Here is a 13,469-nt window from a genome sequence, read left to right on the forward strand (position 1 = left end):
GCCAAATCCGCCATCGCTTGCGCATATCCCGGATAGCAGCAACAGGAGGCCAGCTCGTGACCGCATCAGACCCCCGTAACACCATGATCGCCGTAATCGGCGGCTCCGGCATTTACGACATCGACGGGCTTGAAAATGCCGAATGGGTGTCGGTCGACACGCCCTGGGGGACGCCGTCGGACCAGATCCTGACCGGCACCCTGGAGGGGGTCAAAATGGCCTTTCTGCCGCGCCATGGACGCGGCCATGTGCATGCCCCGACCGAGGTCCCTTATCGCGCCAATATCGACGCGCTGAAGCGGCTGGGCGTGACGGATGTGTTTTCCGTCTCCGCCTGCGGCTCCTTCCGCGACCATATGGCCCCCGGCGATTTTGTCGTCGTGGATCAATTCATTGACCGCACCTTCGCGCGCGAGAAAAGCTTCTTCGGCAGCGGTTGCGTTGCCCATGTCAGCGTCGCGCATCCGACTTGCGAACGGCTGGGCGATGCGGCCGAAACAGCGGCCAGGGACGCGGGCATCAACATCCACCGTGGCGGCACCTATCTGTGCATGGAGGGGCCGCAGTTCTCCTCCATGGCGGAAAGCAAACTCTACCGCGAGCAATGGGGCTGCGACGTGATCGGCATGACCAACATGCCAGAGGCCAAACTCGCCCGCGAGGCGGAACTCTGCTACGCCTCCGTCGCCATGGTCACCGATTACGACAGCTGGCACCCCGACCACGGCGCGGTGGAAATTACCGAAATTATCGCCACCCTACAGGGCAACTCCGCCAATGCCCGCGAACTGGTGCGCCGGTTGCCCGGCCTGTTGGGCCCGCAGCGCACCGACTGCCCGCATCGCTGCGACAAGGCCCTGGAATACGCCATCATGACCGCACCGGAAAAACGCGACCCGGCGCTGCTGGCGCGTCTGGACGCGGTGGCGGGCCGGGTGCTGGGCTGACCCCCTTAAAAGCTGACTCACGGGGTTCGGGCGGTCCAGATGGGTCGCCCTTTTTCTTGCGAACCCACTGACTTTTTCCTTCGGATCTTTCTGATGTTACGCGGTTTTCCTGCCCGGGTGCAGCCTCTACCTTGAGGCTATTGCTTTCAGGCCAGTCACTTTCAGGATTTTCACATGCGACTTTACGGATTGGACATCGCCCGCTTTCTGGCATTCTGCGGCATGGTTCTGGTCAATTTCCGCATTGCGGCACAGGTCGCCCCCGGCACCGACCTGGCATCGCGGCTCACCGACGCGCTGGAGGGCCGCGCGGCCGCGCTGTTTGTGGTTCTGGCAGGGATCGGCCTGTCTCTGGGACGCCCCGATGTCGCCGAGGTGCTGCGACGCGCCGTGTTCCTGTTTCTGGCCGGGTTGGTGAACCTGCTTATCTTCGAAGCCGACATTCTGCATTTCTACGGACTTTATTTTTTGCTGGCCCTGCCCCTGCTTTCTGCGCGCCCCACGGTGCTGCTGTGGGCCGCCACAGCGGTGGTGCTCGCCGGGATGGCTGGGCTGCTGACGCTGGATTACGAGGCGCACTGGAACTGGGAGACCCTGACCTATAGCGATTTCTGGACGGTGGAGGGCTTCCTGCGGCACGCCTTTTTCAACGGCTGGCATCCGGTGTTTCCCTGGGTGGCTTTTCTGTACCTCGGCATGTGGATGGGGCGCATGGACCTGGCCAGCCGCCGGGTGCAGCGACGGCTGCTGCTCTGGGGCGGTGGCGCGACCGTGGTTGGCGGGCTGCCTGGCCTGCTGGTGCAGGATCCCGACCTGCTGGCGTTGTTCGATACCGACACCCTGCCGCCCGGCCCGGTCTACATCATGGCCGCGACCGGCAGTGCGGCTGCGGTGATCGGGTTGGTCCTGCTGCTGTGTCCGGCGCCGGACCGGATGGGTCTCTCTTCTTGGCTGACGGTCGCCGGGCGTCAGGCGCTCAGCTTCTATGTGGCGCATATTCTGCTGGGCATGGGCGCGCTGGAGGCGATGGGGCTACTGGACGGTTCGCTTTCGACGGTGGGCGTCTTTGGCTATTCAATCGGTTTCTGTGTACTATCGGTGGTCCTGGCGCGCGGGTGGAACAGTTTGGCCGATCGCGGGCCGCTTGAAATGCTGATGCGCTGGTGTACCCGGCGCCGCGCCGCTGCCGCGCGGGACTGACCAGCGGCCCGATCAGCGCACAACCACAACGGGTCAACGGGCCGTTCCCCCTTGCAACACCGCGCTGCTTCGGCCAAACCCCGGTTGGCCCTTGTTGCACGGGGCTGCCGATACCGCTGCCAATGGAGCCGACAGATGCCCAAGAAGTCCGACGTCAAAGATTACATCCGCACCATCGTGGACTTCCCGCACGAAGGGATCATGTTCCGCGACGTGACCACATTGTTTGCGGACCCGCGCGGCTTCCGCATGGCGATCGACCAGATGCTGCACCCCTACGCGGGCGAGCAGATCGACAAGGTCGTGGGGCTTGAGGCGCGCGGCTTCATCCTCGGCGGGGCCATTGCGCATCAGCTGAGCGTCGGCTTCGTGCCGATCCGCAAGAAGGGCAAACTGCCCGGCACCACCATCAGCCAAGAGTACAAGCTGGAATACGGCGAAGCGATCGTGGAAATCCATGACGACGCCATCAAGCCGGGTGAGAAAGTCCTGATGGTGGATGACCTGTTGGCCACCGGCGGCACCGCGGGCGCTGGCATCAAACTGATTGAGCGGCTGGGCGGCGACATCGTCTCTTGCGCCTTCATCGTCGACCTTCCGGAGCTGGGCGGGCGCAAACTGCTGGAAAGCATGGGCAAGGATGTGCATGTGCTGTGCGAGTTCGACGGTCTCTGACGTCGCAGTCTCTCGCGCCGCTGCTTGTCGGGCAGCCCTGCTTGCCTGCCACGGCCACCGCTCTCCCGCCCGCCCTACGCCTTTTACTGCATAAAAGACGCTGCCGGTTGGGCGTGGCCTTTCAGGCCCTGCCGGGCCTGAAAGGCGCGCCGCGCCTTGGCGCGGCGCCGGGCCCAAGGCTGCCAGCCGGTCCGGCGCAGCCGGGCAGGCGCAGACGCGGGAGCAGCGCCGCCCCCTGACCGTCCTGCCTGTCTTTTGCCTCTGCACCCAGAATCAATCCGTGCGCAACACCGCACCTGGGTTCATGATGCCATTTGGATCCAGCGCCCGTTTGATCGCGCGCATCGTCGCCAGTCTCACCGGATCTCCATAGCGCTCCAGATCAGCCGTTTTCAGCCGCCCCACCCCGTGCTCGGCGCTAAAGGAGCCACCGAACTCCGCCACCAGTTCATGCACCGCCTCTTTGACTTCGGTCCGCAAGTGATCGAAGGCACGCCGCGGCTGCCCCTGTGGCGGGAACACGTTGTAATGCAGATTGCCGTCGCCCAGATGGCCAAAACAGTTGATGCGGAAATTCCCGATGGCGGCCACGACTTGGCCCGCCTTTTCGATGAACGCCGGAACCTGCGAGATCGGCACCGAAATATCGTGGCTGGAAACCGAGCCGATCATCTTGTTGGCCGCCGGGATGTGTTCACGCATCGCCCACAGTGCCTGGCGCTGCGCCTCGGATTGCGCGATCACGCCATCATTGGCCAGCCCGGCCGCCAGTGCAGTTTCAAACACCGCCGCCAGGGCTTCCTCCGCCTCATGTCCGCGCGGCAGGCCCAGTTCGATCAACACGGACCATTCCGGCTTCTCCGCCAAGGGCTGACGGATCTGCGGCAGACATTCGGACAGGAAGTCCAACCCCTGCCGGTGAATCAGTTCAAAGGCGCTGACCGCCTCGCCCACGTGATCGCGCGCCAGCGCCAGCAGCGCCACCGCCGCCGCCGGGTCCGGCACCGTGAACACGGCCGTGCCGCAGGACACGGGCTGTGGCGACAGTTTCAGCGTGGCGGCGGTAATGATCCCCAGCGTGCCTTCGGCACCGATCAGCAGGTTGCGCAGATCGTAGCCGGTGTTGTCTTTGCGCAGCCGCGTCAGCCCGCGCCAGATCTCGCCGCCGGGCAGGACGGCCTCCAGCCCCAGGCACAGATCGCGCGCATTGCCATAGCGCAGCACGTTGACGCCGCCGGCATTGGTCGACAACGTACCGCCAATCCGCGCCGACCCTTCCGAGGCCAGCGACAGCGGAAACAAACGCCCAGCCTCTCGCGCGGCCGCCTGCACGTCCGCAAGGATCGCGCCACCATCGGCAATCAGCACGTTCTCCTGCGGATGAACCGCGCGAATTGCCGCCATCCGCTCCAGCGAGATCAGCAGCGGCGCGGGTCCTTCCGGCATCACCTGACCGCCCACCAGCCCGGTACCGCCGCCATAGGGCACCACCGGCACCCGCGCGGCATTAGCTTCGCGGATCAGGATCGCGACCTCTTCGGTGCTGCGCGGCAGGGCCAGCACACCTGCCTGGCCCCGGTAGCGGCCGCGCGGCTCCTCAAGGTAGCGGGGTTCGGCCGGGCGAAGCACATCCTTCGGCAGGGCTGCAGAGAGACGGGCGGCAAAGGCGGGATCGGCGGAATTCAAGTGCATGGGCTATCCATGGCGCATCCCCCGTGCGCTGGCAAGATGGCACCATGTCCCGGCAGCAGGGCCGTTCCGCACCGCAGGACCTGTAGCCACCGCTACTCCTCCGGGGCCAGATAGCGCGGGCGCAGCACGTATATGGTGGGTCGGTCCGGCAAGCTCCGCAGTGACACATCCAGCGCGCTCTGCCCCTCATCCACCACGTCAAACTGGGAGCCGACTTGCGACAGAAACCGTTGCAACGACTGATCGGTGAACCAGTGCATCGGGATGATGACCGAAGAGCGCAACCGCCCCAGCACCTCCAGCATCTGATCCAGCGGCAAGGTGATCCCCCCATCCACCGCAGCCATCACCACATCGAGCCGCCCCAACGCAGCATATTGCGCGGGTGTCGGGATATGATGCAAATGCCCCAGATGGCCGACGCACAAGCCCGCCACTTCAAAAACAAAGATCGAATTGCCCTGCGGCTCTACCCCGCCGAACATGCTGCGAATGTCCGTGGGCACATTGCGGATCAGCATCTCGCCCAGATCCAGATGGTGGCGGATCCCGCCACCGTCCTCGGCCCAGCCCGGCAGCACATGGCCGATCGCCGGATCCGGCTGGGCCGTCCAATGGGTGTCATGGGCGTGGTTCATGGTGACCACATCCGGGATCATCGGCGCCGAACCAACAAAGCCGGTATAGTCGGTCACCACATTCAGCCCGCCGCTGGTCCGCAGCAGAAAAGAGGCATGGGCAATGTAGCGAATGTGCACGCTGTCCGCAGCGACGGGGCTGCGCCAGCTGGCCTGGTGCAGATAACGAACGCCCGGCGCTGATCGGGCCAGCGCAATGCAATGGCTGGCCCGGCGCGCCGTTCCTTCCGCCTGCACCTGCATCTGAGCCTGAGTCTGAGCCTGAGCCTGAGCCTGAGCCTGAGCCTGAGCCTGAGCCTGAGCCTGAACGCGCACGAACCCAAGGGCAAGGGCAGCGCAACCGAGCACACAAAGCAGTCGAAGAAAAAGTTTCATGTCGAAGGTTGTAGTCTGTTGCGTGCCGCTGTCAGCCTATGCGCCGAAAAATCCCCGGCGTCCCTCCCGCCGACGCTGGCGAAACAGGACGTTTCGCCGTGCCGTTGGGCCCGGCGCCGGGCTTGCAGCCCGGCGCGGCAGCGCCGCCCCGCAACGCAACAGATCACAACTGACAGGATGGTTGCAGCGGTCCTGCGCCGCACCGCAGGTGCGGCGCTGCCCCCAACGGGAGCGGTGCATGAACAATGCGCCGACGACGGGCGGGAGATCCTGCTGGCCGGAAAACGAGCGCTCTCAAGACAGGCTCCGGCCCGCAAAGCGCGGCTCAGGCCTGGCCGGTCAGCGTCTTGCCGCGGCGGTCGTGCCGCAGTGCGGCATAGAGCACATGCGTGCGCCAGCGGCCGTTGATCTGAAGATAGGACTGCGCGACGCCCTCATATTTGAAACCGGATTTCTCCAGCAGCCCCCGCGAGGCAGCGTTTTCCGGCAGGCACGCTGCCTCAATCCGGGACAGCTCCAGCTTACTGAACGCGTGATGCACCACCGCGCCGATCGCCTCGCGCATGTAGCCCTGGCGAGCAAAGGGCTGGCCCGTCCAGTATCCCAGCGTACCGGCCTGCGCCGGGCCACGGCGAATATTGTCCAGCGTGATCGCCCCAAGCAGCATCTGATCATCGCGGCGGATCAGGAAAAGCGGCAGCGCGGTGCCGCTGGAGACCGAGCGGCGCGCCCAGTAGACCCGGTTGGTAAAGCTCTTCCGGCTGAGATGATCCGTCGCCCAGCCCGGCTCCCAAGGCGTCAGATAAGCCTGGCTCTGCTGCCGGAGCGCCGCCCAACCATGAAAATCCGCATGCACCGGCGGCCGGAGAGTCAGACGTTCCGTTTCAATACGAACCTTCCGGCGGCTGAGCAGCATCAGGCGGCGCGCCTCTCCTGCAGTCGGGCCAGCGATGGGGCCTTGTCCACCGGACCATAAAGTGCCAGCGCCGCCGGGGCGGTGACAGCCATGGTCTCGGCCAATTCGCGTACCTGACGGGTGGTGACCGCGTCAATCCGCGCCACGGTGCTTTCCAGCGTCGGCACCCGGTCCCAGATCTGCACCAGACGCGCCAGCCGCTCAGCCCGGTTCGAGGGGCTCTCCAGCCCCATCAGCATGCCGGCCTTCATCTGCGCGCGGGCACGTTCGACCTCGGCATCGCTCATGTCCTGGGCCGCGCGTTTCAGCTCGTCGATGGTGATGCCTGCCAGCTCTGCCAGCTGATCGCCGGAGGTGCCCGCATAGATGGTCAGCGAGCCGGTATCAGAATAGGATCCCGCCTGCGAGAAGATGGTGTAACACAGGCCGCGCTTCTCGCGCACCTCCTGAAACAACCGCGAGGACATGCCGCCGCCAAATGCGCTGGCGTAGATCTGCGCCGTGTACATCGAAGCGTCGCGGTAACCCGGCCCCTCAATTGCCAGGGCAAAATGTGCCTGCTCCAGATCCTTGACATGGCGCGTCTCGCCGCCGGTGAACTTGGCCCCTTCTTCGGCCACACTTGGCGCCGGTTCGAGATGGCCGAACATCTGCTCAGCCAGACGTACCAGCACGTCGTGATCCACCGCGCCGGCGGCGGCCAGTATCATCTGACCGGGGCGGTAATGCTCGCCGACAAAGCCTTGCAGATCCGCGCGGCTGAAGCTGCTGACGCGCTCCGCCGGACCCAGGATCGTGCGCCCCAGCGGCTGGTCGCGATAGCATTCTTCCTGCAGCCAGTCGAAGATCACGTCGTCCGGCGTGTCCAGCGACTGCCCGATCTCTTGCAGGATCACGCCGCGCTCCACCTCAATTTCGCGGGCGTCGAACACCGGGTTCAACAGAATGTCCCCGATCACATCCACCGCCAGCGGCACATCGTCCTTCAGCACCCGCGCGTAATAGGCTGTCACCTCGCGGCTGGTGTAGGCGTTGATATAGCCGCCCACGTCCTCGATCGCCTCGGCGATTTGCAGCGCGCTGCGCGTCTTGGTGCCCTTGAAGGCCATGTGTTCCAGGAAATGGGCGATGCCGTTCTGTTCAAGCCGCTCGTGGCGGCCGCCGGCTGTCACCCAGATCCCGATCGCCGCGGATTCCAGCCCCGGCATTTGCTCGGAGACGATGCGGAACCCGTTGGCGAGTGTGTGCTGCTGTACGGTCAATGCGCGATGTTCTTTCTGATGTGATCCTCAAGGGTGGCCAGATCATTGGCAATCCGGGTCACCCGTTCAGGCCTGTCATACAGATCCGCCATGCGCGGGGGAAGAGGCGGATGAATGCCGCTGGCGTCCTCGACCGCGGCGGGGAATTTTGCCGGATGCGCCGTGGCCAGGGTGACCATCGGCACGCTGGCATCGCGGTGCTCATTCGCGACCTTCACAGCCACCGCACCATGCGGGCACAGCAACTCACCCGAGGACGCCAGCTCAGCCTTGATCGTCGCCAGCGTTTCCTCCTCAGACGTGCGGCCGGAGGCATAGGTTTCCGCCAGCGCCTGCATCGCCCCTTGCGAGACGTCAAAGCCGCCGGTCTTCAGCTCATCCATCAGCTGCGCGACCGCGCCGCTATCCTGACCATAGGCGTAGAACAGGGCGCGTTCAAAGTTCGAGGACACCTGAATGTCCATCGACGGCGAAACGGAGGGCTGCGTGTCGCCCTTGTAGTACCCCTGCCCCGACAGGCATCGGTGCAGAATGTCGTTCTGGTTGGTGGCCACCACCAGCTGGTCGATCGGCAGGCCCATCTGCTTGGCGATGAAGCCTGCAAAGATGTCACCGAAGTTGCCCGTCGGCACGGTGAAGCTCACCTTGCGCTGCGGCGCGCCCAAGGAGACCGCGGAGGAGAAGTAATAGACCACCTGCGCCAGAACCCGCGCGATATTGATCGAGTTCACGCCCGCCAGCTTAACGCCGTCGCGGAAGTCGAAGTCGTTGAACATGTCCTTCACGCGCGCCTGACAGTCGTCGAAATCGCCATCGACAGCCAGCGCGTGCACATTCTTGTCCTGCGGCGTGGTCATCTGGCGGCGCTGTACCTCCGACACGCGGCCATGGGGATACAGGATAAATACATCCACGTTGTTCAATCCGCGAAAGGCCTCCATCGCCGCCGAACCGGTATCGCCAGAGGTGGCCCCCGCGATGGTCACCCGGTCCCCCCGGCGCTCCAGCGCGGCCTGGAACAGCTGACCGATCAGCTGCATGGCAAAGTCCTTGAACGCCAACGTCGGCCCGTGAAACAGCTCCAGCAGGAAATGATTTGGCGCCAGCTGCTTCAGCGGCGCACGGGCCGCATGGTTGAACCCCGCATAGGCGCGGTCAATGATGGCGCGGAATTCATCGTCGGTGAAGCATTCGCCAAGGAAGGGGCGCATCACGCGAAAGGCGGTTTCCTCGTAGGACAGCCCAGCCAGTGCCGCGATTTCATCCTCGGACATCTGCGGAATTTCGGCCGGGACATAGAGACCACCGTCGCGGGCAAGACCGGTCAGCATGGCGTCTTCGAATGTCAGCTCGGGCGCTTGGCCCCGTGTGGAGATATATTTCATCGCCTTCAGCTCTTTGGTTCAGGGCGGCTGCGCCGCAAAAAATAGAGGCTCATCGCGGCCCAGATGGCGGCCAGCGAAAACCAGGTGATCGCATATTGCAAGTGGTTGTTGGGGATCGTGGCGGTGTCGACCGGGACCGGTTTCAGGCTGCGGGCCTCGCCCTGGGGCGCAGCGTTCAGGATTACCATGACCGGTTCGGTGTCCAGCTGCTGTGCCATGGCGTCAGCGTCACGCGCATACCACAGCCCCGCCGCCAGATCCGGCGCAGGCGTGTAGCTGTCGACCTCCTGCGGCCAGTGGATATTGCCGCTGATGGTGGCCGGGCCGCGCAGCCGTTCGGCGGACCTGTCCTGCACAGTTGCAAAGCCGCGGTCGATCAAGATGCGGCGGCCGTCCGCCAGCGTGAAAGGCGAGATGACCCGGAAGCCGGGGCCGACGTCCTGGAACGACGTGACGACGAACAGATCCCGATTGCCGATCTCGCCGCTCAGGCGCACCGGGCGGTACTTGTCCTGCGCTCGGTCCAGCTTGGTCGGCAAATTGCCCGCAGGCTCCGCGGTGATCCGGGCCTCGATGGTGGAAAGGATGCCTTCCTTCCAGGCCATGCGTTGCAGTTGCCAACTGCCAAGCCCGATCAACACGGCCAGGCCCGCACCAGTGACGATCAACAGGAAGATGACACGCCGCATCGACGCTGCTCCGTTAAAAGTTCAGGGGCGCGCAAAGGTTCGTCCTTTGCGCGCCCCCGTGTGTGGCCTCATGCCCGCGGATAATCAACCGCAAACATGTATCGGTTACACCGCGCCTTACAGGCCGGAGGTGCCCCAGATGTAGACAGCAACAAACAGGAACAGCCAGACGACGTCCACAAAGTGCCAGTACCAGGCAGCGGCCTCGAAACCGACGTGCTGCTCGGGCGTGAAGTCACCCTTCATCGCACGGATCAGACACACCGTCAGGAAGATGGTGCCAATCACCACATGGAAGCCATGAAAGCCGGTGGCCATGAAGAAGTTGGAGAAGAACTCGTCCTCGCCGAACTTCCAGCCTTCGTGCAGCAAGTGGGCGTATTCGTAGCCCTGCAGGAAGGTGAATGCGACGCCAAGCACAATGCCGATCGACAGGCCCTGGATCAGCGCCTTGCGGTCGTTATTGTGCACCAGGGCATGGTGCGCCCAGGTCACCGCGCAGCCCGAAAGCAGCAGGATCAGCGTGTTGATCAGCGGCAGGTGGAACGGGTCAACCGCATAGATTTCCGGTGCGACATATTCGCTGCCGACATAGGTCTCCATCGGGTACATGGCGTGTTTGAAGAACGACCAGAACCAAGCGAAGAAGAACATCACCTCGGACATCACGAACAGGATGAAGCCATAGCGCAGGCCGATGCGGACAACCGGCGTGTGATCGCCGACCCGGCTTTCCTTGACGACCTCTGCCCACCAGGCAAAGGCGGCGTACAGAACGGCAACAAAGCCGATCCAGAACACCCAAGCGGTCATTCCCTTCATCCACAGGACCGCGCCAAGCAGCATGACAAACGTGCCGACAGAGCTGAGCAGCGGCCAGATCGACGGCGGCAGAATGTGATAATCGTGATTTTTAGCGTGCGCCATTTAAGTGTCCCTCACCAAAGCGGCCTAGTTCGTTGTTACGTCTGCACCGGTGCCATTCCCGGTGTCGAGAGCAGCAACGCCCTCGGGCAGATCGATCTCATGAAACGTGTACGACAGCGTGATCGTATGCACGTATTTTGCGTCCCGGTCGTCGATGATTTCGGGATCAACATAGAAGGTCACGGGCATCTGCACCCGCTCCCCCGGCTGCAACACCTGCTCGGTAAAGCAGAAACAGTCGATTTTCTCAAAGAAGTAGCCGGCTTGATAGGGCGTCACATTGTAGGACGCCTGCCCCGCCACCGGCCTGTCGGTCGGGTTGTACGCCTCATAGAAGGCCAGGCCGGTTTCACCCAGCTTGATCTCCATTTCGCGCTGCACCGGTTTGAACTCCCACGGCATGCCACGCTGCTTGGAGCCGTCAAAGCGCACCTTGATGGTCTGGTCCAGCACCGTATCGGAGCCCGCGCTGGCCACCTGGGTGACCCCGCCAAAGCCGGTGACCCGGCAGAACCAGTCGTAGAACGGCACCGAGGCCCAGGACAGACCGCCCATCAGCACAACAACGCCAACAAGCTGGACAACGGTTTTCTTCGGTCCTTGCAAGGCCATCAGTTTTGCTCCGTTTCGCTGCTGGTCTGACTGTCGGTCTGGCTATCGGGTAGCTGAAAGCCCGGCGCGGTGACCTTGACCAGCGTCAGCGCCATCACCAGCACCACGAAGGCCGCCAGCAGGATGCCGACCCCGATGTTGCGACCAGAGCGGCGCTTGTGGATTTCGTGTTCCTTGCGCAACGCCATGTTACCAGCCTCCCAGGCCATGGGGCTTCAGCAGGGCTTCGGCCAGGATCGCACCAAAATGCAGGAACAGATACAGCAGCGACAGTTTGAAGAAGCTGCGTTCCACCTTGAAGTTGTCGGCCTCGGAATCATCCTCGTTGCGGCGGGTGATCTTCCAGGCGCCATGAAGGAACAGCGCGTTCAGCACCAGCGCCACGGCCAGATACAGCGGGCCGCCAATGCCCGAGAACGCGGTGCCAATGGCCAGAACGGCCAGCAACACGGTATAGGCCAAGATATGCACGCGGGTCGAACGGCGCCCGTGCGTTACGGTCAGCATCGGCACGCCGGCGTCGTCATAATCCGAGCGCATGAACAGTGCCAGAGCCCAGAAGTGCGGCGGCGTCCACATGAAAGTCAGAAGGAACATCAGCCAGGGTTCCACCGACATGCTGCCGGTGGCCGCAATCCAGCCGATCACCGGCGGAAACGCACCCGCGGCCCCACCGATGACAATGTTCTGCGGCGTCGCCCGTTTCAGCCACATGGTGTAGACGACAACGTAAAAGAAGATGGTGAAGGCCAGAAACGCCCCGGCAAAAACATTCGCCGCAAGCGCCAGCATGATGACCGACAGGCCCGACAGCGCCAGGCCCAACGCCAGCGCCTCGCCCGCCTCGACCTTGCCAGCCGGGATCGGACGGCCCTTGGTGCGCTTCATCACACGGTCGATATCCGCATCCCACCACATATTCAGCGCGCCAGAGGCGCCACCGCCAATGGCGATGAACAGGATGGCCGCAAAACCGACGACGGGATGCACCGACACCGGCGCCGCCAGCAGGCCGACGAACGCGGTGAACACCACCAGCGACATGACACGGGGCTTCAGCAGGGCGAAATAGTCGCCAAAGCTGGCCTCGTCCTCATATGCCCGGCTTGCGTTGATGCTTGCGTCGCTCATCTTGGGTTCCTTGGCGGCAACGGGTGCGCACGGCTGCGCACCCAGGTCTTGTCTCAGTTTTCCTGCCAGCGCCGCAGCGGCGCATCGGCAGGTCAGCTATCAGTTGGCGGCAACCTGGTAGGACTGCGGCGTGCCCGCATATTCCTCGATCGCGCCTTGCAGCCAGGCGTCATACTGTTCCTGGGTCACGACCTTGACGGTGATCGGCATATAGGCGTGGTCCTTGCCGCACAGCTCGGAGCACTGACCGAAATAGATGCCTTCCATACCTTCGTCGACGTTGAACCACAGTTCCGCCAGACGACCCGGAACGCCATCCTGCTTCACGCCAAAGGCGGGCATTGCCCAGGAGTGGATCACATCTGCCGCGGTCACCTGCATCACCACGGTCTTGCCCGAGGGCACAACGACGGCGGTGTCGGTGGCCAGCAGCCATTCGTCCTCGGAATAGCCGTATTCGGCCAGCTGGTCCTTGGGCAGCAGGAAGCTCTCGAAACCGAACTCGTGGTCGGTGTACTCATAGCCCCAGTACCACTGGTAGCCGGTGACCTTGATGTTGATGTCGGCTTCGGGGATCTCCTGCTGGGCAAACAGCTGCGGCAGCGAGAAGGAACCGATGAAAACCAGGATCACGATCGGGATCACGGTCCAGGCGATCTCGATCGGGGTGTGGTGGGTGAAACTGGCCGGCGTCGGGTTGGCGCGGCGGTTGAACCGCAGGATCGCCCAGAGCAGCAGACCCGCCACGAAGACGCAGATTACGGTGATAATCACCAGGATCATGGCGTCCAGGCTGCGGATCCCCTCCATCAGCGGGGTGGCTGCTGGCTGAAAGTCCACGCCGCCGTTGACCGGCTTGCCAATGGTCCTCAGCCCTTCCTGCGCCAGTGCGGGAAGGCTGGAAAGGCCGGTGAAAAGGGCCGAAAGCGTCAAAGCGTTTTTCATATCTCTACCTGATCGGTTGATCGCGTTGTTCCTGCGGCGGCTTGCGCGTTCGGAATCGTTGATTCCAGAAAACGC

General features: G+C 63.6%; 14 protein-coding genes. 3 read left to right on the forward strand and 11 right to left on the reverse strand.

Annotated elements, in window-relative coordinates; translation table 11 throughout:
• Positions 1 to 83: 83 nt before the first annotated feature.
• The 3 genes from AC0IPL_RS17370 (at position 84) to AC0IPL_RS17380 (ending at position 2,822) form a co-directional block, all read left to right on the forward strand.
• Positions 84 to 947, forward strand: a complete 864-nt coding sequence (locus AC0IPL_RS17370) for an S-methyl-5'-thioadenosine phosphorylase (protein ID WP_474276255.1) — start codon at positions 84 to 86, stop codon at positions 945 to 947.
• Between the two features lie 174 nt (positions 948 to 1,121).
• Entirely contained in the window at positions 1,122 to 2,147 is a 1,026-nt protein-coding gene (locus AC0IPL_RS17375) for a DUF418 domain-containing protein (protein ID WP_474276163.1), read from the forward strand.
• Between the two features lie 135 nt (positions 2,148 to 2,282).
• Complete coding sequence (locus tag AC0IPL_RS17380; RefSeq protein WP_474276165.1) at positions 2,283 to 2,822, forward strand: adenine phosphoribosyltransferase; 540 nt, start codon at positions 2,283 to 2,285, stop codon at positions 2,820 to 2,822.
• A gap of 273 nt (positions 2,823 to 3,095) precedes the next feature.
• On the opposite strand, the gene AC0IPL_RS17385 is transcribed toward AC0IPL_RS17380, so the two are convergent.
• From AC0IPL_RS17385 to coxB, 11 genes are all read right to left on the reverse strand, one after another.
• A complete protein-coding gene (locus AC0IPL_RS17385) occupies positions 3,096 to 4,514 on the reverse strand; it encodes an FAD-binding oxidoreductase (protein WP_474276167.1) in 1,419 nt (472 codons plus the stop codon).
• A 92-nt stretch (positions 4,515 to 4,606) separates the two neighbouring features.
• On the reverse strand, positions 4,607 to 5,395 hold the full coding sequence (locus AC0IPL_RS17390) for an MBL fold metallo-hydrolase (protein ID WP_474276169.1): 789 nt from the start codon (positions 5,393 to 5,395) through the stop codon (positions 4,607 to 4,609).
• Positions 5,396 to 5,852: 457 nt separating this feature from the next.
• Entirely contained in the window at positions 5,853 to 6,443 is a 591-nt protein-coding gene (locus AC0IPL_RS17395; protein ID WP_474276171.1) for a GNAT family N-acetyltransferase, read from the reverse strand.
• The gene (locus AC0IPL_RS17400; protein ID WP_474276174.1) at positions 6,443 to 7,705 is read right to left on the reverse strand and encodes a M16 family metallopeptidase; all 1,263 of its coding nucleotides are present in this window, start codon (positions 7,703 to 7,705) and stop codon (positions 6,443 to 6,445) included. Before AC0IPL_RS17400 ends, AC0IPL_RS17395 begins: the two co-directional genes overlap by 1 nt.
• Positions 7,702 to 9,090, reverse strand: coding sequence for a threonine synthase (gene thrC, locus AC0IPL_RS17405; protein WP_474276176.1), 1,389 nt, complete (start codon positions 9,088 to 9,090; stop codon positions 7,702 to 7,704). The genes AC0IPL_RS17400 and thrC overlap by 4 nt, the downstream gene beginning before the upstream one ends.
• Positions 9,091 to 9,095: 5 nt before the next feature.
• Positions 9,096 to 9,779: an SURF1 family protein gene (locus tag AC0IPL_RS17410; protein WP_474276178.1), complete on the reverse strand. Its 684-nt coding sequence runs from the start codon at positions 9,777 to 9,779 to the stop codon at positions 9,096 to 9,098.
• 117 nt (positions 9,780 to 9,896) lie between these two features.
• Positions 9,897 to 10,706, reverse strand: a complete 810-nt coding sequence (locus AC0IPL_RS17415) for a cytochrome c oxidase subunit 3 (protein WP_474276180.1) — start codon at positions 10,704 to 10,706, stop codon at positions 9,897 to 9,899.
• Between the two features lie 24 nt (positions 10,707 to 10,730).
• Complete coding sequence (locus AC0IPL_RS17420; RefSeq protein WP_474276181.1) at positions 10,731 to 11,318, reverse strand: cytochrome c oxidase assembly protein; 588 nt, start codon at positions 11,316 to 11,318, stop codon at positions 10,731 to 10,733.
• Complete coding sequence (locus AC0IPL_RS17425) at positions 11,318 to 11,506, reverse strand: cytochrome C oxidase assembly protein (protein WP_474276184.1); 189 nt, start codon at positions 11,504 to 11,506, stop codon at positions 11,318 to 11,320. Before AC0IPL_RS17425 ends, AC0IPL_RS17420 begins: the two co-directional genes overlap by 1 nt.
• 1 nt (position 11,507) lies before the next feature.
• On the reverse strand, positions 11,508 to 12,449 hold the full coding sequence (cyoE, locus tag AC0IPL_RS17430; RefSeq protein WP_474276186.1) for a heme o synthase: 942 nt from the start codon (positions 12,447 to 12,449) through the stop codon (positions 11,508 to 11,510).
• A gap of 99 nt (positions 12,450 to 12,548) precedes the next feature.
• Complete coding sequence (gene coxB, locus AC0IPL_RS17435; RefSeq protein ID WP_474276188.1) at positions 12,549 to 13,394, reverse strand: cytochrome c oxidase subunit II; 846 nt, start codon at positions 13,392 to 13,394, stop codon at positions 12,549 to 12,551.
• Positions 13,395 to 13,469: the final 75 nt, after the last annotated feature.

This window comes from Leisingera sp. SA32 (assembly GCF_056033425.1).